18 protein-coding genes are annotated in these 17,464 nt (G+C 59.6%); 11 read left to right on the top strand and 7 right to left on the bottom strand.

Going from position 1 to position 17,464, the window contains the following annotated elements:
- Window positions 1-35 precede the first annotated feature (35 nt).
- Window positions 36-353 carry a DUF1476 domain-containing protein gene (locus ACR3E0_RS10795; protein WP_480478774.1) on the bottom strand — a complete coding sequence of 106 codons (318 nt, stop codon included), beginning with the start codon at window positions 351-353 and terminating at the stop codon, window positions 36-38.
- A 188-nt stretch (window positions 354-541) separates the two neighbouring features.
- Between ACR3E0_RS10795 and purC the strand changes: the two genes are divergently transcribed.
- The 6 genes from purC to ACR3E0_RS10825 all read left to right on the top strand — a co-directional run bounded on the left by purC (window position 542) and on the right by ACR3E0_RS10825 (window position 6,299).
- Window positions 542-1,297 (top strand): phosphoribosylaminoimidazolesuccinocarboxamide synthase, encoded by a 756-nt coding sequence (purC, locus tag ACR3E0_RS10800; protein ID WP_480478775.1) that lies wholly within the window; start codon window positions 542-544, stop codon window positions 1,295-1,297.
- Between the two features lie 142 nt (window positions 1,298-1,439).
- The gene (locus ACR3E0_RS10805) at window positions 1,440-2,108 is read left to right on the top strand and encodes a MarC family protein (protein WP_480478776.1); all 669 of its coding nucleotides are present in this window, start codon (window positions 1,440-1,442) and stop codon (window positions 2,106-2,108) included.
- A gap of 95 nt (window positions 2,109-2,203) precedes the next feature.
- On the top strand, window positions 2,204-2,434 hold the full coding sequence (gene purS / locus ACR3E0_RS10810) for a phosphoribosylformylglycinamidine synthase subunit PurS (protein ID WP_170430345.1): 231 nt from the start codon (window positions 2,204-2,206) through the stop codon (window positions 2,432-2,434).
- Between the two features lie 34 nt (window positions 2,435-2,468).
- Complete coding sequence (gene purQ, locus ACR3E0_RS10815) at window positions 2,469-3,137, top strand: phosphoribosylformylglycinamidine synthase subunit PurQ (protein ID WP_480478777.1); 669 nt, start codon at window positions 2,469-2,471, stop codon at window positions 3,135-3,137.
- A 36-nt stretch (window positions 3,138-3,173) separates the two neighbouring features.
- Window positions 3,174-4,952: a sensor histidine kinase gene (locus ACR3E0_RS10820; RefSeq protein ID WP_480478778.1), complete on the top strand. Its 1,779-nt coding sequence runs from the start codon at window positions 3,174-3,176 to the stop codon at window positions 4,950-4,952.
- A gap of 12 nt (window positions 4,953-4,964) precedes the next feature.
- Window positions 4,965-6,299 carry a sigma-54-dependent transcriptional regulator gene (locus ACR3E0_RS10825; protein WP_480478779.1) on the top strand — a complete coding sequence of 445 codons (1,335 nt, stop codon included), beginning with the start codon at window positions 4,965-4,967 and terminating at the stop codon, window positions 6,297-6,299.
- A 161-nt stretch (window positions 6,300-6,460) separates the two neighbouring features.
- On the opposite strand, the gene ACR3E0_RS10830 is transcribed toward ACR3E0_RS10825, so the two are convergent.
- Window positions 6,461-6,838 carry a hypothetical protein gene (locus tag ACR3E0_RS10830; protein WP_480481106.1) on the bottom strand — a complete coding sequence of 126 codons (378 nt, stop codon included), beginning with the start codon at window positions 6,836-6,838 and terminating at the stop codon, window positions 6,461-6,463.
- Between ACR3E0_RS10830 and ACR3E0_RS10835 the strand changes: the two genes are divergently transcribed.
- On the top strand, window positions 6,806-9,535 hold the full coding sequence (locus tag ACR3E0_RS10835) for an Rne/Rng family ribonuclease (RefSeq protein ID WP_480478780.1): 2,730 nt from the start codon (window positions 6,806-6,808) through the stop codon (window positions 9,533-9,535). The genes ACR3E0_RS10830 and ACR3E0_RS10835 overlap by 33 nt on opposite strands.
- A 635-nt stretch (window positions 9,536-10,170) precedes the next feature.
- Here ACR3E0_RS10835 and ACR3E0_RS10840 read toward each other — a convergent pair.
- Window positions 10,171-10,404 carry a sulfurtransferase TusA family protein gene (locus ACR3E0_RS10840; RefSeq protein WP_480481019.1) on the bottom strand — a complete coding sequence of 78 codons (234 nt, stop codon included), beginning with the start codon at window positions 10,402-10,404 and terminating at the stop codon, window positions 10,171-10,173.
- Between the two features lie 105 nt (window positions 10,405-10,509).
- Between ACR3E0_RS10840 and ACR3E0_RS10845 the strand changes: the two genes are divergently transcribed.
- The 4 genes from ACR3E0_RS10845 (at window position 10,510) to ACR3E0_RS10860 (ending at window position 14,841) form a co-directional block, all read left to right on the top strand.
- Complete coding sequence (locus ACR3E0_RS10845; RefSeq protein ID WP_480478781.1) at window positions 10,510-11,262, top strand: cytochrome c biogenesis CcdA family protein; 753 nt, start codon at window positions 10,510-10,512, stop codon at window positions 11,260-11,262.
- A gap of 63 nt (window positions 11,263-11,325) precedes the next feature.
- Window positions 11,326-12,540, top strand: a complete 1,215-nt coding sequence (locus ACR3E0_RS10850; protein WP_480478782.1) for a hypothetical protein — start codon at window positions 11,326-11,328, stop codon at window positions 12,538-12,540.
- Entirely contained in the window at window positions 12,537-13,886 is a 1,350-nt protein-coding gene (locus ACR3E0_RS10855; protein WP_480478783.1) for a cytochrome P450, read from the top strand. The genes ACR3E0_RS10850 and ACR3E0_RS10855 overlap by 4 nt, the downstream gene beginning before the upstream one ends.
- A gap of 73 nt (window positions 13,887-13,959) precedes the next feature.
- Window positions 13,960-14,841 carry a fructose bisphosphate aldolase gene (locus ACR3E0_RS10860; RefSeq protein ID WP_480478784.1) on the top strand — a complete coding sequence of 294 codons (882 nt, stop codon included), beginning with the start codon at window positions 13,960-13,962 and terminating at the stop codon, window positions 14,839-14,841.
- Window positions 14,842-14,868: 27 nt separating this feature from the next.
- Here ACR3E0_RS10860 and ACR3E0_RS10865 read toward each other — a convergent pair whose 3' ends face one another.
- The 4 genes from ACR3E0_RS10865 to fumC are packed head-to-tail and all read right to left on the bottom strand — an operon-like array spanning window position 14,869 to window position 17,318.
- Window positions 14,869-15,471 carry a DNA-3-methyladenine glycosylase I gene (locus ACR3E0_RS10865; protein ID WP_480478785.1) on the bottom strand — a complete coding sequence of 201 codons (603 nt, stop codon included), beginning with the start codon at window positions 15,469-15,471 and terminating at the stop codon, window positions 14,869-14,871.
- A 58-nt stretch (window positions 15,472-15,529) separates the two neighbouring features.
- Window positions 15,530-15,751: a ribbon-helix-helix domain-containing protein gene (locus ACR3E0_RS10870; protein ID WP_480478786.1), complete on the bottom strand. Its 222-nt coding sequence runs from the start codon at window positions 15,749-15,751 to the stop codon at window positions 15,530-15,532.
- The gene (locus ACR3E0_RS10875) at window positions 15,748-15,924 is read right to left on the bottom strand and encodes a DUF4169 family protein (RefSeq protein WP_480478787.1); all 177 of its coding nucleotides are present in this window, start codon (window positions 15,922-15,924) and stop codon (window positions 15,748-15,750) included. The genes ACR3E0_RS10870 and ACR3E0_RS10875 overlap by 4 nt, the downstream gene beginning before the upstream one ends.
- Window positions 15,924-17,318 (bottom strand): class II fumarate hydratase, encoded by a 1,395-nt coding sequence (gene fumC, locus ACR3E0_RS10880; protein ID WP_480478788.1) that lies wholly within the window; start codon window positions 17,316-17,318, stop codon window positions 15,924-15,926. The genes ACR3E0_RS10875 and fumC overlap by 1 nt, the downstream gene beginning before the upstream one ends.
- Between the last annotated feature and the right edge of the window lie 146 nt (window positions 17,319-17,464).

Below are 17,464 nucleotides of genomic sequence, written 5' to 3' on the forward strand. Positions count from 1 at the left end.
AAACTCATGAAGATCATGAGGTATGCAGCAGTGAGTTAGTCAGTCTCGCTCAGAACCTGAGCTTTGGCTTCGGGCATCAGCTCGGCCATCTTGGCGCGGATCTCGTCATCCGTGGACAGATTGCCCAAATCCCCGGAAACCTTGCGCACGACATCCTCATGCCCGGCTTCTTCGAAATCAGCAATAACGACGGTTTTGGCATAGTCTTCCGCGTCCGCGCCGGTCTTGCCCAGTTTCTCGGCGGCCCACAGGCCCAGCAGCTTGTTTCGGCGGGCCTGCGCCTTGAACTGCATCTCTTCATCATGGGCGAATTTGGCCTCAAAAGCGCTTTCGCGTTCGTCGAATGTGGTCATCGTGTTGGGACCCCTTGGAGTAACAAGTTCTTTCCTGATGATATGACCATAGCGGAGGCCGGGTGCAAGGCATTTGCGCTGCGTCAAACCCTCCCGGCTGCATGAACTTGCGGGAAAGGGGGGCTTGGACTATGAGGACGCCAACGTGAGGGGACTCAATCCTTCGCAGTACTGTGGAAAGGTCGCTTATGGCGCGTCGCAAGAAAATCTACGAAGGCAAGGCCAAGATTCTGTACGAAGGCCCGGAACCGGGCACCATCGTGCAGTATTTCAAGGATGACGCCACCGCATTCAATGCGGAAAAGAAGGATGTGATCGACGGCAAGGGCGTGCTGAACAATCGCCTGAGCGAGTTTTTCATGACTGGGCTCAACCAGATCGGCGTTCCGACCCATTTTATTCGGCGTTTGAACATGCGCGAACAGCTGGTGCGCAATTGCGAGATCATTCCGCTGGAAATCATCGTACGCAACTATGCCGCCGGAACGCTGTCCAAGCGGTTGGGCATCGCCGAGGGGACACAGCTGCCTCGTCCGATCATCGAATATTGCTACAAGGATGACGCGCTGGGTGATCCTCTGGTTTCGGAAGAACATATCGCCGCCTTTGGCTGGGCCAGCCAGCAGGACATGGACGATATCCTCAGTCTTGCGCTGCGGGTGAATGATTTCATGAGCGGTGTCATGTTGGCTGTGGGCATTCGTCTGATCGATTTCAAAATCGAAATCGGTCGCGTGTTCGAAGGCGATTTTCAGCGCCTGATCGTCGCGGATGAAATCAGCCCGGACAGCTGCCGCCTTTGGGATATCGAGACCGGGCAGAAACTGGACAAGGACGTGTTCCGCCGGGATCTGGGCAATCTGGCCGACGCCTACTCGGAAGTGGCGCGCCGACTGGGTGTTCTGCCCAAAACCAATGTAACCAAGCCGACGCTTATCAACTGATCTGCGGATGGGAACAACTTGGATCAAAACGCCGTCTCGCAAGGGGCGGCGTTTTTAAGTTTGCGCGGCCGGACAGAACTGTGATCTAAAACAGGCAGGCGATCATCGCTCAATCCGGTTTGCTATCAAGGTGATACACGTCATGGCCGAGTTGTTTGATCAGGCAGTTTTCCTGAAATTCATGGCGGCCATTCTGGCGATCTTCAATCCGCTCTATAACATTCCGATCTTTCTGGGCATGACCAGGGGCTGCACAAAGCCCGAACGGCGGCGCGTCGCAATGATCGTCATGACATCGGTCACGGTCATCGCCCTGATCGCTGTTGTCATCGGAGAGGAAATTCTGGCCATCTTCGGTATCGACGTTCCGTCGTTCCGGATTGCCGGGGGGATCATCATTTTTGGTATTGGAATGGCAATGCTGAACGCCGAGGATCGCCCACCCGGCGATCAGGCGGCTGTTGCGGACGGACACGAGCGCAAGCTCAACTTTGCGGTTGTGCCCCTGGCGATTCCGCTGACCATCGGTCCCGGAACCATTGCCATTACAATCGTCTTTTCTCATCAGCTTTCGGACGGGGCTGAAATTGTGACGTTGGGATCGGCGGTTCTGATTGCGTGCGCCATCGTGGGGGTCGGCCTATTCTTTGCCGACCAGATCTCTCGGTTTCTGGGCGAGACCATGATCAACGTCCTGACCCGGATCATGGCGATATTGCTGGTGGCCGTTGCCGTGGAAATGGTTCTGACCGGAACGTTCAATGCCATCGATACGCACTATCCCGGTCTGGTGTCTGGCGGCGGGGGCTGAACCGGCCTCAAGAAGGGTTGTCCAATCAATTCAGGCGCGGTATCCCCCGCGCAACGCAATGGGTCCGATGCAGGCCCGCAGGTGGAGTTTCCAAGATGAAGGCACGGGTACATGTGATGCTCAAAAACGGGGTGCTGGACCCGCAGGGCGAGGCGGTCCGGCACGCGTTGGGCGCCATGGGCTTCGACAAGGTCGAAGGTGTGCGGCAGGGCAAGGTCATCGACCTGGAGCTGGCCGAGGGCGCGACCGAAGCGGACGTGACCGAAATGTGCGAAAAGCTGTTGGCCAACACGGTCATCGAACGTTACGAAATCGAACTGGTCTGAGGAATACACCAGATCTGACCTAGGAGGGTCCGCCATGCGCGCAGCCGTCATCGTCTTTCCCGGTTCCAATTGTGACCGCGACCTTGCCGTCGCCTTTGAGCAGGCCGGATTTGAGGTGGACATGGTCTGGCACAAGGACGCAGCGTTGCCGCGCGGCGTGGATATCGTCGGGGTACCGGGCGGGTTCTCATACGGTGACTACCTGCGTTGCGGCGCGATCGCTGCCCAATCGCCGATCTGCAAGGCCGTCGTCGAACATACCGAGCGCGGCGGTTATGCTCTGGGCGTCTGCAACGGCTTCCAGATTTTGACCGAAACCGGGGTTCTTCCCGGCGCGCTGCTGCGCAATGCCGGTCTCAAATACATCTGCCGGACGGTTGGTTTGAAGGTTGAGACCAGCAACAGCGCATTTACCGAGGGTTACAATGCAGGAGATGTGATCGGAATACCGATTGCCCATCATGACGGAAACTATTTTGCGGATGACGAAACATTGTCGACGCTGCAGGATCAGGACCGGATCGCGTTCACCTATACCGAGAATCCAAACGGCTCGGTCGGGGACATCGCCGGTATCCTGTCCGAAAACCGCCGGGTTCTCGGGATGATGCCTCATCCGGAGCGGGCCGCCGACGAAGGGCATGGCGGGACCGACGGGGTGGCACTGTTCCGCGCATTATCCGGGGTTCTGACGCCCGCGTGACTTGAGGTCGAGGCCCCGCAGGCGTAACTTCTGGAAATGAGTTCCGACGTTCGCTCAGGCTGGTCCAAGCTGACAACACCGTTTCGTGGCGCACCATTGGGATGGCGTCTGCGTTTGGCTGTGATCCTCCTGCTGATTGCAACGGTCGTGACCGTCTGGACAACCAATCGTCTGCTGACGGACCGATTTACCGAATCCACCCGCAATCGGGCCGAGTTACGCCTGGCGTTGTATTCCGGAAACCTGCTGAGCGAGTTGCGCCGCAATGCAATCGTCCCACAATTGCTGGCGCGCGATCCAACGCTGATCGCGGCGTTGCGGTCCAGCGATTACTCGCTGTCCACGCAGCGGTTGATATCCTTTGTCGAAGAAATCGGCGCGGCGTCGCTGATGCTGCTGGACCGGGACGGGCGGTCTGTTGCCGCCACCGACCGCAACAGGCTGGGCGAGGCGCACCGGAATTCGCCTTACTTCGTGGATGCCGTCCGGTCGAATTCAACGATCTTTTCCGTCATCCCAAGGGAATCCGGTGGGTACAGCTTTGTCTATTCCCGCCGCATCGACACGGGATCGGGCATCCTGGGCGTTATCGTTGTCGAAGTGGATCTGCAGAAGTTTGAACGGGCCTGGGCCGGGATTTCGGATGCGGTGATGGTCGTGGACAGCACCGGAACCATCATCTTGTCGACTGAACCGCAATGGCGCGGCGTGGATGAAAACGAGGCGATGCTGCGCCAGCCGCCGCAAAGCGCGATTCAGCGCGCCATCCGGGCCACCACCGATTGGACGGCGCTGCCGCCGGACGCCTATCTGCAGGGTGAGGCCGTGATGCGGATGGAAACGCGGATTCCGTTCCGGGGCTGGCAGATGACGTCCTTCACCACATATGCGTCGATCCGGGAACGGGTGAACAGCGTGCTGGCGCTGGAAATCATGGGATTTGCGATTCTTCTGGCGCTGGCCTTCTACGCCCTCAGCCGCCGGGCGACCCTGCGGATGACCTTGTTCCAGCGTGAGTCGGCAGAGCTTCGCGCATTGAACTCCAGGCTACAGCGGGAAATTGCTGAGCGGGAACGAGTTGAAAAGACGCTGGATTTGGCCGAGCAAACCCTTGCGCAAAGCTCGAAACTCGCGGCTTTGGGCGAGATGTCCGCCGCCGTCAGTCACGAACTCAATCAACCGCTGGCTGCAATGAAGACCTATCTGGCCGGCGCGCGGCTTTTGCTGCGCCGAAACCGGCCCGAAGAGGCCTTGGCCAGCTTTGGCCGCATCGACGGTCTGATCGAGCGGATGGGCGCGATCACGCGGCAGCTCAAGTCTTATGCCCGCAAGGGTGCAGACGCGTTTTCGCCAGTAAATCTTGGCGAAGCGCTGGCCTCGGCTCTGGCGATGATGGAGCCGCAATTGCGTCAGCGTCATGTCAAGATCACGCAGATCCTGCCGGAACAGCCGGTAATGGTAATGGGGGACCGGATGCGGATCGAGCAGGTGATGGTCAACCTCTTGCGTAATGCGCTGGACGCCACCAAGTCTGTTGCTGAGCCGGATGTTGAAATCATACTGGCAGCGGGTGACACGGCCGTGTTGACGGTGCGCGACAACGGGCATGGAATTGAAGACATCGAGAACCTGTTCGAGCCGTTCTACACCACCAAGCAGCCCGGCGACGGGGTCGGGCTGGGGCTTGCCATCTCGTCCGGGATCGTGAACGACCATGGCGGACGGCTGACCGCGCGCAACGCCCAACACGGCGGCGCGGTGTTCGAGATGCAACTGCCGATACTGGGAAGCGACGGCCTTGAGGCCGCTGAATAACGAGGAAGTACTATGGCACAAGCCATGAAAATCGCCATCGTGGACGACGAACAGGACATGCGCCAGTCGATCAGTCAATGGCTGGCACTGTCCGGATACGATACCGAAACCTTTGGCAGCGCAGAAGATGCGTTGAAGGTTCTGGGGCCGGATTATCCGGGGATTGTAATCTCGGACATCAAGATGCCCGGCATGGATGGCATCCAGCTTCTGAAAAAGCTGATGGGCGCAGACAGCACCTTGCCGGTGATCATGATCACCGGCCACGGCGACGTGCCCATGGCGGTCGAGGCGATGCGGGTCGGGGCGTTTGATTTTCTGGAAAAACCGTTCAACCCGGATCGGATGTCGGAACTGGCCAAACGCGCCAGCAATGCACGGCGCCTGACCCTCGACAACCGCGCCCTGCGGCGCGAATTGTCCGGCGGCACCCAGATCATGAACAAGCTGATCGGGGCCAGCCCGGTGATGGAGCGGTTGCGGGAAGATATCCTCGATCTGGGACAGGCCGATGGCCATGTGCTGATCGACGGAGAGACGGGCACCGGCAAGACGCTGGTGGCCCACGCGCTGCACGCTGTTGGCAGCAGGGCCGGTAAAAAGTTCGTTCTGGTGTCCTGTGCCGCGCTGGAAGAGGAGGCGCTGTCGAAACGCCTGTTCGGACCGATGATGCCGGAAGACGCGCAGTTGCCCGCGATCGAAGAAGCGCGCGGCGGAACGCTGGTGCTGGAAGATGTCGAGGCGCTGAGCGACACGTTGCAGGCACGCCTGCTGAGCGTGATGAACGAGCAGGGGACCCCGGCGGAAACCCGGATTGTCGCCATCTCCAATCTGCAGGAAGCGGGCAAGACCAGCGAGGACGTTCTGCGCCCCGACCTGTTTTACCGCCTGGCCGCTCTGCGCATCACGATGCCGCCGCTGCGACAGCGGGGCGAGGATATCCTGACGCTGTTCACGCGCCTGAGCGAGCAGTTTGCCGAGGAATACGGCTGCGAGGCGCCGCAGGTGAGCGCCCAGGAAGCCGCGCAACTGCTGCAGGCGCCCTGGCCGGGCAATGTGCGCCAGCTGATCAACATCGCCGAACGTGCCGTGCTGCAATCCCGGCGGGGATCCGGCACCATCGCGTCGCTGCTGATGTCGGATCACGAAGAAATGCAGCCGGTGATGACGACCGAAGGCAAGCCGCTCAAGGAATATGTCGAGGCGTTTGAACGGATGCTGATCGACAACACGATGCGCCGCCACAAGGGCTCGATCGCGTCCGTCATGGACGAGTTGTGCCTGCCGCGCCGGACGCTGAACGAGAAAATGGCCAAATACGGCCTGCAGCGGTCGGACTATTTGTGACGGTTCAAGGGGGCTCTGCCCCCGCCGCGCCTTTTGCGCGTCTCCCCCGAGGTATTTTTAGCCAGATGAAGAGATCCCGGTGGCCCGGAATGGGGACCGGTGCAGTTTGACCATTGTCTTTTCCACAGGACTGCTTTTATTGTGTCCGAACGGGCCGGGCTTTATGTGCCCTTAAGTCCCGAATCTTTGAGTTTCGCTGCAGTACCGCAGGTGATGATGTGTTCGTCACGGTACAGCAGACCGATTGTGCCCCGAACGGGGCAGTTGAATGCCTGAGCCCGGAACGCCCGGGTGAAAGGAATAAATGGGCAGGCGGCGCTCAGTCGCGCCTGTCGGAGAAGAACCGCGATGACGCGCGCGCAACGTTTGATTGACCGGACAGGGGGCCACAGCGCCAGACCCTGCCCAGCGCCGTCCGATATCGCCCAGACAAGACACCACCCCAAAAGCGCCTGTCCGCCCGGACGGGTCAGGACAACGCGTTTGGCGCGGTGCACCAAGGACACATGGCTAAGAAAATGCTTATCGATGCCACCCACGCGGAGGAAACCCGCGTTGTGGTGGTTGACGGAAACAAGGTCGAGGAGTTCGACTTTGAATCCGAAAACAAACGCCAGCTTGCTGGCAACATCTATCTCGCAAAAGTAACCCGGGTCGAGCCGTCGCTGCAGGCGGCCTTTGTCGATTACGGCGGGAACCGGCACGGGTTTCTGGCGTTTTCCGAAATTCATCCGGATTATTACCAGATCCCCGTCGCCGACCGTGAGGCGCTGATGGAGGAAGAGCGCGCCTATGCCGAGGCGATGCGCGCCCGCGATGAGGCCGAAGAGGCCAAGCCCAAGAAACGCCGGTCGCGGTCGCGGACCAAGGCTGCGGATGTGAAATCCGACGACGCCATTGAGTCGATCGAGGTGACCTCGGAACCGACCGGCATGGAGACCATTGATCTCGAAGACGGGAACGAGGTCGCAGATGGAGGTGTGCCGGAAGGCACGTCGCCGGTGGAACTGGTGGCCGACACTCCTGTCGAAGAGCCCGCTGAAGAGGCCGAAGAGGCCGCCGCTGAGGCACCTGAAGAAGAGACAACGGCCGCCGCCGAAGATCAGGGCGGCGAGGACACCACCGACGCGCCGGACACCGATACCACAGATCAGCAGACCGCTGCGGCCGAGGACGCCGATGCCTCCGAGGCCGAATCCGACGCAACAGAGGCGCAGGAAAACGCCGCTGAGACAGAGCGGCCGGAAGACGATAAAGCGGAGGCTGAGGAAGCCGACGCACGCTCGGACGCGGCTGAAAAAGACGATACGATTGAATCGGTTGCCGATGAGGATGACAGCGAGGACATCCGTCCGCCGCGCAAACCGCGCCCGCGCCGGTACAAGATCCAGGAAGTCATCAAGGTCCGTCAGGTCCTGCTGGTGCAGGTGGTCAAGGAAGAACGCGGCAACAAGGGTGCCGCGCTGACGACCTATCTGTCGCTGGCCGGTCGTTACTGCGTTCTGATGCCGAACACAGCCCGAGGCGGCGGGATCAGCCGCAAGATCACCAACGCGCCGGATCGCAAAAAACTCAAGGAAATCGCGGCGGAGATCGACGTGCCGACCGGCGCGGGCCTGATCATCCGCACCGCTGGCGCGAAACGGACCAAATCCGAGATCAAGCGCGACTATGAGTATCTGCAGCGAATGTGGGAGCAGATTCGCGAACTGACCCTGCAATCCATCGCGCCCGCCAAAATCTACGAAGAAGGAGACCTGATCAAACGGTCGATCCGCGATCTCTATAACCGCGATATCGACGAAGTTCTGGTCGAAGGCGAAGGCGGGTACCGTATCGCCAAGGACTTTATGAAGATGATCATGCCGTCCCACGCGAAAAACGTGAAACGGTACGAGGATGCGCTGCCTTTGTTCGCCCGCTATCAGGTGGAAAGCTATCTGGCCGGCATGTTCAACCCGACGGTTCAGTTGAAATCCGGCGGGTACATCGTGATCGGCGTGACCGAAGCGCTGGTGGCCATTGACGTGAACTCGGGCCGGGCCACCAAGGAAGGCTCGATCGAGGACACTGCGCTCAAGACCAACCTTGAAGCGGCGGAAGAGGTGGCGCGGCAGTTGCGGCTGCGGGACCTCGCCGGTCTGATCGTGATCGACTTTATCGATATGGACGAGCGCAAGAACAACTCGGCCGTCGAAAAGCGTATGAAAGACAAGCTCAAGACCGACCGGGCCCGCATCCAGATGGGTCGGATCTCGGGCTTTGGTCTGATGGAGATGAGCCGTCAGCGTCTGCGCCCGGGTATGCTCGAGGCGACGACCCAGCCGTGCCCGGCTTGTCATGGAACGGGCCTCATCCGGTCGGACGACAACATGGCGCTGACGATTCTGCGCCAGATCGAAGAGGAGGGCACCCGTCGCCGGTCGCGCGAGGTATTGGTGCGCTGCCCCGTCAGCATCGCCAATTTCCTGATGAATCAGAAGCGCGAGCATATCGCCCAGATCGAATCGCGCTATGGACTGTCGGTGCGGATCGAGGGAGACGTGCATCTTGTCAGCCCCGATTTCTCGATGGAGAAATTCAAGACCGCCAGCCGGATCGTGCCCGAGGCCACCGCGCCGGTCGTTTCGGTCGACGCGTCCCTGATGGATATGGTTGAGATCGCCGACGAAGAAGACGACACCGAAGACACGGTTCAGTCTGAAGAAGAGGCAAAGCCCAAGCGGAAACGCCGGCGGCGGCGGCGGAAGAAAAATGGCGGGTCTGCCGATGCGCAGGACGCGGCGACGGATGCCGAGGACACACCGGCCGAGGAGGGTGAGGCTGCGTCCGCAGAGCCTTCGGAAGACGCGCCGGCCGATGAGGCACCTGAAGCTGAGCAACCAGCCAAGCCAAAGAAACGTCGCGCACCGCGTCGCAGGAAGAAAGACGCTGACGCGGTTGCGACGGACGCGGACCCACAGGTCACGGAGTCAGCCGCTGATATCGCAGAAGAGGCAACGCAACCTGAGCCTGACGTCGCCGCCGAACCAGCGGAAGAGGCGCCTGAACCCTCAGGTACGCCCGAGCCTGCAGAAACTGTTGAGGCCGCCGAACCAGCGCCGGAGGTGACGCCCGAACCCGAAGCGGAACCAACCCCCACCGAGCCTGTACTGGAAGTCGTGGCACAGGAGCCGGAACAGCCCAGCGAACCGCCGAAACCCAAACGACGCGGCTGGTGGTCACTGGGCCAGTGAACGCAGCCGAACAGGAAAAGGCGGGGTAAAACCCCGCCTTAGGCTGCCGATTAACTCCGTCCTTTTGGTTGTGTGTCGACCGTTCAACCAACTGCCACGAATGTCAGAGAGGAGCGTTGCTGTTCATGTGGGCAAGTTTTGTCTGTAGCGGTTTCACGCGGGCGGGATCTCGCAGGCAGGCGCACAGACGGCTAAGGAGCGGCTTGGCGTCTGCAAGGGATCGGTCGGGTTTTTCTTTCTGGGCCTCAGGTTCAAGACGGCAAAGGAGACCGTGAGGTAAACATTGATCAGGCTTTGCGTAGCAGTCTCGTTGTTTGGATCGTCAATACTGTTCGGGATTGCCTATTACGAAGAATATTTCAAATGGCGCGACTGCTTCAACGCGTTGGGCAGATGTTTCAATCCAGAGACAGGTATCGTTCTTCTAGAGCAATCAGGTGAAGTTTTGTTCGCCATGACAGCGCTGACTTTCGCAGCGTCAGTATACAATTTCTGGACGTTCTGGACTCGCCGCCGACACTCTAAAACCTGAGCAAAATTTCAAGTTGGACGAGGTGTCGGGTGTGGAATGCGGCAAACCTCTGCCGGGAGCTGGGCGTGCGTCATTGGCACGCCTTTTTTCATATCGCGCGAGGCTACGCCGATTTTTCGATCAGGTAGATCTGGCGCCCTTCGACCTCTTCCTGCGACAACAGGCGGTGCCCGCTTTCGGCGCAAAAGTGCGGCACGTCGATGATGGCCGCAGGATCGTCGGCCAGAACGCGTAAAACGGACCCGGCAGGCATGGATTTCAGACGTTTGCGCGCCTTGAGGACCGGCAAGGGGCACAGCAGGCCCAAGGCGTCCAGGGTTTCGGTCGGGTTTGACATAAGGCTCAGATATTTCCACTTTGGCATGGTGTCCAGCGCGCAACCACGAGGATGTGACCGATTGGCCCCGTGACGAAGGCGCGCGCATACCATATGTGCTGATCTATGTTCGGAATTGATATCATCGACGCAGGTCTGTTGCCTGCCATGTTCATCGCCATGATCGGCGGGTTGATCAGCTTTCTGTCGCCTTGTGTGCTGCCGATCGTGCCGCCTTATCTGGCGTATATGAGTGGCGTCACGATCCACGAGATGCAGGATGAGGCCCGCGCGCGGCGCAAGGCGACCCTGTCGGCGCTATTCTTTGTATTGGGCCTGTCGACCGTATTCCTGCTACTTGGGTTCACCGCCTCGGCCTTTGGGGCGTTTGTGCTGCAGAACCAGGTGCTGTTTGCCAAGATTTCCGGCGCGGTGGTTATCGTCTTTGGTCTGCATTTCCTGAACGTTTTCCGCATTCCGCTGCTGGATCGCGAAGCGCGTGTCGAAACCGGTGATTCCGGCGGTTCGGTGTTTGGCGCCTACATTCTGGGTCTGGCCTTTGCCTTTGGCTGGACGCCCTGTATCGGCCCGCAACTGGGCGCGATCCTGTCGCTGGCCGCCTCCGAGGCATCGGTGGCGCGCGGCACGCTGTTGTTAGGCGTCTATGCCGCCGGGCTGGGCATTCCGTTCCTGCTCGCAGCCATGTTCCTGAACCGATCGATGACCGTGATGAACCGGATCAAGCCCTATATGGGCACGATCGAAAAGGTGATGGGTGGTCTGTTGCTGTTCGTCGGCATTATGCTCATCACCGGGCTTTTCACCGAATTCAGCTGGTGGTTGCTGGAAACCTTCCCGGCACTGGCCGTTCTGGGCTGATCGGCCAAACCATCTTACCTTGGCCGCAATGCTGCGTTAACCTGCGCGGCAGTAGGTAAGACGATGAGCAGTCAGACAAATCAGCCTCGGGTGCGCAAACGCCGGGTGTTCTATATCCCCGGCTACGACCCGATTCATCCGCGGCGGTACCGGGAACTGTACCGGAGCGAGGCCGCCAAACAGGCCGACATCTCCGACTACGACATCTCAATCTCTGCCAAACCGGGCAAGGGACCGTTTGGCTGGCACGTCAGCTCCTGTCAGGACGGCGAAGATGTGCAGGCGGTCGTCGAGGTTCTGGTCTGGTCCGACATCGTGCGCGACAGCATGTCCGCCTCGATCCCCGCGACTTACCTGCAACTGGCGCGAACGGCGTGGACCTACATGTCCACAGGCACGTTGCGCCGGTTGATGCGCTTGCGCAAAGGCCCGGTGATTGCCGCCTTGTATCCTGTGGGCATGCTTGTGCTGCAATTGGCCTTGGCGATCGGCGTCGCCACGGGGCTTGCAGTTCTGGTCTGGTCTTTTGCGGGCTGGTGGGGCGTTCTGCCGGGGCTGGCCGTGGGGTATGCGATGCTGCGCTGGTTTCGCAGAATCGACAATCGTCTGTTTGCTTACTACCTGATGCACGACTACGCCTATTCAGCGCGGCTGAAGGGGGAAACGTCAGCCGAATTACAGGCCCGGCTCGACACGTTTACGGACCTGATCGCCACTGCGCTGGACACGGACGCAGAGGAAGTTCTGCTGGTCGGGCACAGCTCGGGCGCGCATCTCGGAGTGTCTGTCTTGGCCGATCTGATCCGGGCCGGTCGTGTTCCGCATGACGGGCCGGTTCTGTCCTTCCTGACACTGGGACAGGTCGTTCCCATGGTCTCTTTTCTGCCCGAGGCGCACCAGTTGCGGGCAGACCTGCAGTATCTGTCAACGCAGCAGTGTGTGACCTGGGTGGACGTTTCGGCACCGGGCGATGGCTGTGCCTTTGCCCTGTGTGATCCGGTTGCCGTCAGTGGCGTTGCCGGGCCCAACAAACGCTGGCCGCTGGTGTTGTCCGCCGCGTTCACCAAGACCTTGTCACCTGAACGCTGGGACGAGTTGCGCTGGCAGTTCCTCAGGCTGCATTTCCAATACCTGTGCGCCTTTGACCGTCCGGGATCCTACGATTACTTCCGGATCACGGCAGGCCCCCAGACGCTGGGACAGAGGTTCCGGGACCGCGCGCCGTCGCAAACCCGGATCGAACATGCGGTGTCCAAATACAGCTCGGTCCACGCATGATCCCACCCAAACCAACCCCGCGCCCGGACAGAGTTTCGCTTTGGCGGTATCTCAGGCTGTTCCGGCAGGACCTGTTATCGGCGCAACCGCAACGCCTGTACCACGCGTGGATGGCCGAGTTCCGGACACCGTTCTTCCGGTCTTACCTGATCAATCAGCCGGACCTGGTTGATACGGTTCTGAAAAAACGACCTGGCGATTTTCCCAAATCGGCGCGGATCAGCGAGGGTTTACGGCCCTTGCTGGGCAACTCGGTTTTTTTGACCAACGGGCAAACCTGGAAACGCCAGCGGCGGATCATCGACCCGGCCTTTGCAGGCGGTCGGTTGAAGGACACGTTTCCGGCCATGCTGTCGGCGGCACAGGCCTGCGTGGATCGCTTGCATGCGCGCGCCGGGACAGAGGTTGAATGTGAACAGATCACTTCCCATGCCGCGGCTGACGTTATCTTTCGCACCCTGTTCTCGGTGCCCATCGAGAACGCAATCGCGGCACAGGTATTTGAGAAATTCCGAGCCTATCAGCGCGAGCAACCGCTGCTGAATCTGGCGGCCTTTGTCCCATTACCAGGCTGGGTGCCTCGCTTTTTCTCACGAAAAACGCGAAAAACGGCGCGTGAGATACGGGATCTGATAGGGCGCCTGACCGCCGAGCGGGCCGCTGCAATTGCGGCTGGCCAAGCGCCGGATGATCTGGCGACCAAGATCATGACAACACCCGATCCGGAAACGGGTCAGTGTTTCGACGCGGATGAAATGATCGACCAGGTCGCGATCTTTTTTCTGGCCGGGCACGAAACCAGTGCATCCGCGCTGGCGTGGACGCTGTATCTGATGGCGCTGTATCCGGAGTGGCAGGAGAAAGTGGCCGCCGAAGCGCAGATGCTGCAGACCCCGACTTTTGCCGACATGTCCCGGTTGCGGATCAGTCGCGACGTGTTTCGCGAGGCGTTGCGCCTTTATCCGCCGGTGCCGGCGATGGTGCGCCAAACGGCTTGCCCGGAACGGTTTCGGGAGCGTGACATTCCAAAAGACGCCCAGATCGTGATCAGCCCATGGCACCTGCACCGGCAGGACCGGCTGTGGGAAAAGCCGGATGAGTTTGACCCAACCCGTTGGGCCACTGAGAACGGCAAGGCCTGCCAGCGCGACGCCTACATCCCGTTTTCGGCAGGCCCGCGGGTCTGCACCGGGGCAGGGTTCGCGATGGTCGAAGGACCGCTGTTGCTGTCGATGCTGCTGCGTCACTTCAAATTCGAAACAATCCAAGGCAAAACGCCGGTTCCCGTCGCCCATCTGACGGTCCGATCCAAAGACGGCATATGGTTGCGGCTGGTTGAGCGCTAACAATCTACCATCCCCACGCGCCGTGCTGTATGCGGGTGAGGAAATCGGAATCAATATTGAATGGGAATGCATTATGTCCAGAGCAGAACAGCGCAAACAGATGACCAACGGCGCCGGATTCATTGCAGCACTGGATCAAAGCGGCGGCTCCACTCCCAAAGCCCTGGCGCTCTATGGTGTGCAGGCGTCGGATTACGGGTCGGACGAGGAAATGTTCGGCGAAATCCAGAACATGCGCGCCCGGATCATTCTGGCGGATGATTTCACCAAGGACAAAGTGATCGGTGCCATCCTGTTTGAACGGACGCTGGGCGAGGAAATCGAAGGCAAAAAAGTCGCCGATTACCTCTGGTCCGTCAAAGGCATTGTGCCGTTTCTCAAGATCGACAAGGGGCTTGAGGAGCAGGCTAACGGCGTTCAGATGATGAAGCCGATTCCCGGACTGGGCGAGACATTGTCCGAGGCCGATGGGGTGTTCGGGACCAAGGAACGCTCGGTCATTCACGAGGCCGACGCAGAGGGCATTGCCGCTGTCGTTGCGCAACAATTTGACGTGGCCCGCGAGGTGACGGATGCGGGCATGGTTCCCATCGTCGAACCCGAGGTAAATATCCATTCCGAAACCAAGGCCGAAGCCGAAAGCATTCTGAGATCAGAGCTTCTGAAGAACCTTGATCAACTGGACGAGGGGCAGGAGGTCATGCTGAAGCTGACCCTGCCAAGCCAGCCCAACCTGTATGACGACGTCGCCGATCATCCGCGCGTGTTGCGCGTTGTGGCCCTGTCGGGCGGGTATTCGACCGAAGAAGCCTGCGACCTGTTGGATCAGAATGCCAAAATGATCGCCTCGTTCTCGCGGGCCTTGACCGAAGGGCTGTCCAAGCAACAGTCCGAAGCCGAGTTCAACGCGGCCCTGGGTGGCAATATCGACAAGATCTTTCGCGCGTCTGTCTGATCCACATCGCGTCGCACGGCGTTTACATCATTCAGGTTTTACAAAATCGCGGCGCAGTTGCGCCGCCTTTTCCCGCATGATGCATCCCGGTGCGTGGTCGTTGACCAACCCCATGGCCTGCATGAAGGCAAAAACCGTCGTGGGACCGACAAATTTCCAGCCCCGTTTCTTGAGGTCTTTCGACATCGCAACCGATTCCAGCGAGGTTGAGGCGCTCTGCGGGGCCGGAGGCGTTTCGGCCTCATAGCGCCAGACATACGCCGCCAGCGATCCCTCATCCGCAATCAGCTCCTGCGCCCGACGGGCGTTGTTGATCACCGCTTCGATCTTGCCACGATGACGAATGATGCCCGCATCCTGCAGCAGACGCTCGACATCCCCCTGAGAAAACGCCGCCATCTTGTTGAAATTAAACCCATCAAAGGCTTTGCGGAAGTTTTCACGCTTGGATAGAATTGTCCGCCAGCTCAGCCCTGACTGAAAGCTCTCAAGGCACAGTTTCTCGAACAATCTCTGGTCATCGGCGACCGGGTAGCCCCATTCCTTATCGTGGTAGTCAAAGAACTCAGGTGCGGCCTGACACCATGCGCACCGGGGGTGCCCGTCTGGGCCTGAAACGGTTTTGCTCATCAATGTACCCTTTTTGTTCTTTTTAACCTACACGGTAACGAACCGGGTTAGCAAGATGTCACTTTGCGTTCCGATACCACTTCAGAACAAACACCCGGATGGCCGACGCCAGACCGGTTTCGGGGTCGCGGGAAACATCAATTTCGGCGGCTAGGACGTTGATTGGCATATCTTTTTCTTTTGCAATATCGCGGAAGGCTACCCAGAACTCATCCTCCAGCGATACCGAGGTGCGATGGCCCTTGAGTGTCAGGGACCGTTTGACGGGCCGACCACTCATTTGTCGATCTCGTGCCCATCCAGATCGCGGCGCTGTTTCGTCTGGCTCAGCTTGGTTGCCTGTTGTTCTGCCTTGGTTCGACCGAACTGAACTGCGTTCTGATCCGCGCGGGCCTTTTTCTCGGCCCGCGCCTTGTCCTTGCGATACCGGTTCAGGTTGACCGGCTTTGCCATCAGTCTTTGGGACCGATCATATGTTCAGGACGCACAACCGCATCAAAGGTTTCTTCGTCGACAAAACCCAGAGCAATAGCCTCTTCCTTGAGCGTGGTGCCGTTCTTATGCGCGGTCTTGGCCACCTTGGTCGCGTTGTCATAGCCGATAGTGGGGGCCAGCGCGGTCACCAGCATGAGCGATTCCTTCATCAGCTTGTCGATCCGCGGCTCATTGGCCTGAATGCCCATCAGCATACGCTCGGTAAAGCTGTCGGCGGCATCTCCCAACAGCTGGATCGATTGCAACAGATTATAGGACATCATCGGGTTGTAGACATTCAGCTGGAAATGCCCCTGAGACCCGGCGAACTTGATCGCAGCATCATTGCCCATCACATGGGCGGCCACCTGGGTAATGGCTTCGGCCTGCGTCGGGTTCACCTTTCCGGGCATGATCGACGATCCGGGTTCGTTTTCGGGCAGAACCAGTTCGCCCAGACCCGAGCGCGGGCCGGACCCCAGGAATCTGATATCGTTGGCGATTTTGTAACAGGACCCCGCAATCGTCGCCAGCGCACCGGACAGGAACACCATCGCGTCGTGGGCGGCCAGAGCCTCGAATTTGTTGGGTGCGGTGACAAAGGGGAGGCCGGTGATTTCGGCCATATTGGCCGCCACGGCCTCATCCCAACCGCCATGCGTGTTCAGACCTGTGCCGACAGCGGTGCCACCCTGTGCCAGTTCGTAGATGCCGGGCATGGCGGACTCGACCCGCGCGATGCCCTGACGGATCTGATGGGCGTAGCCGCCGAACTCCTGCCCCAGCGTCAGGGGCGTTGCGTCCTGTGTATGGGTTCGGCCAATCTTGATGATGTCACCGAATTCCCGGGCTTTCTGCTCCAGCCCAGACGCCAGTTTCTCCAGCCCCGGCAGCAGAACGTCGCGCACCGACATCGCGGTGGCGATGTGCATCGCGGTCGGGAATGTGTCGTTCGAGGACTGACCCATGTTGCAGTGGTCGTTGGGATGCACCGGATCCTTTGAACCGATCACACCGCCCAGAAGTTCGATGGCGCGGTTTGCGATGACCTCGTTGGCATTCATATTCGACTGGGTTCCGGACCCGGTCTGCCAAACGACCAGAGGGAAATTATCGTCCAGTTTGCCGTCGATCACATCCCCGGCGGCCTCAACAATCGCGTCCGCAATCCGCGCGTCCAGCTTGCCGATTGCCTTGTTCTCGATCGCGCAGGCCTTCTTGATCACGCCCAGAGCCCGCACGATCGCCACAGGCTGCTTTTCCCAGCCGATTGGGAAATTCATGATCGAACGCTGCGTCTGCGCGCCCCAGTATTTGTCGGCGGGAACCTCCAGCGGGCCAAAGCTGTCGGATTCGGTGCGGGTCTGAGACATCTGTCACTCCGTCTTGTATGCAATCGTATGCCGTTTAACCGCAGCGGTACTGAAGTGCAATCGGCCAGTTGCGCGCACCATAAACGCAAGGTCCTCAAAGGTATAGCGCAGGGGTGCGTCATTTTTCTTGCCTCAGTCGGGTGTTG

It is taken from the genome of Ruegeria sp. AJ12, from assembly GCF_056536245.1.

Excerpts from the sequence above, each read along its gene's own strand:
- ACR3E0_RS10870 (WP_480478786.1), bottom strand. The coding sequence starts at position 15,751 with ATGAGTGGTCGGCCCGTCAAACGGTCCCTGACACTCAAGGGCCATCGC.
- ACR3E0_RS10825 (WP_480478779.1), top strand. The coding sequence starts at position 4,965 with ATGGCACAAGCCATGAAAATCGCCATCGTGGACGACGAACAGGACATG.
- ACR3E0_RS10795 (WP_480478774.1), bottom strand. The coding sequence starts at position 353 with ATGACCACATTCGACGAACGCGAAAGCGCTTTTGAGGCCAAATTCGCC.
- ACR3E0_RS10820 (WP_480478778.1), top strand. The coding sequence starts at position 3,174 with ATGAGTTCCGACGTTCGCTCAGGCTGGTCCAAGCTGACAACACCGTTT.
- ACR3E0_RS10840 (WP_480481019.1), bottom strand. The coding sequence starts at position 10,404 with ATGTCAAACCCGACCGAAACCCTGGACGCCTTGGGCCTGCTGTGCCCC.
- purS (WP_170430345.1), top strand. The coding sequence starts at position 2,204 with ATGAAGGCACGGGTACATGTGATGCTCAAAAACGGGGTGCTGGACCCG.
- ACR3E0_RS10860 (WP_480478784.1), top strand. The coding sequence starts at position 13,960 with ATGTCCAGAGCAGAACAGCGCAAACAGATGACCAACGGCGCCGGATTC.
- ACR3E0_RS10835 (WP_480478780.1), top strand. The coding sequence starts at position 6,806 with ATGGCTAAGAAAATGCTTATCGATGCCACCCACGCGGAGGAAACCCGC.
- ACR3E0_RS10845 (WP_480478781.1), top strand. The coding sequence starts at position 10,510 with ATGTTCGGAATTGATATCATCGACGCAGGTCTGTTGCCTGCCATGTTC.
- purQ (WP_480478777.1), top strand. The coding sequence starts at position 2,469 with ATGCGCGCAGCCGTCATCGTCTTTCCCGGTTCCAATTGTGACCGCGAC.
- purC (WP_480478775.1), top strand. The coding sequence starts at position 542 with ATGGCGCGTCGCAAGAAAATCTACGAAGGCAAGGCCAAGATTCTGTAC.
- ACR3E0_RS10855 (WP_480478783.1), top strand. The coding sequence starts at position 12,537 with ATGATCCCACCCAAACCAACCCCGCGCCCGGACAGAGTTTCGCTTTGG.
- ACR3E0_RS10865 (WP_480478785.1), bottom strand. The coding sequence starts at position 15,471 with ATGAGCAAAACCGTTTCAGGCCCAGACGGGCACCCCCGGTGCGCATGG.
- ACR3E0_RS10875 (WP_480478787.1), bottom strand. The coding sequence starts at position 15,924 with ATGGCAAAGCCGGTCAACCTGAACCGGTATCGCAAGGACAAGGCGCGG.
- fumC (WP_480478788.1), bottom strand. The coding sequence starts at position 17,318 with ATGTCTCAGACCCGCACCGAATCCGACAGCTTTGGCCCGCTGGAGGTT.
- ACR3E0_RS10805 (WP_480478776.1), top strand. The coding sequence starts at position 1,440 with ATGGCCGAGTTGTTTGATCAGGCAGTTTTCCTGAAATTCATGGCGGCC.
- ACR3E0_RS10850 (WP_480478782.1), top strand. The coding sequence starts at position 11,326 with ATGAGCAGTCAGACAAATCAGCCTCGGGTGCGCAAACGCCGGGTGTTC.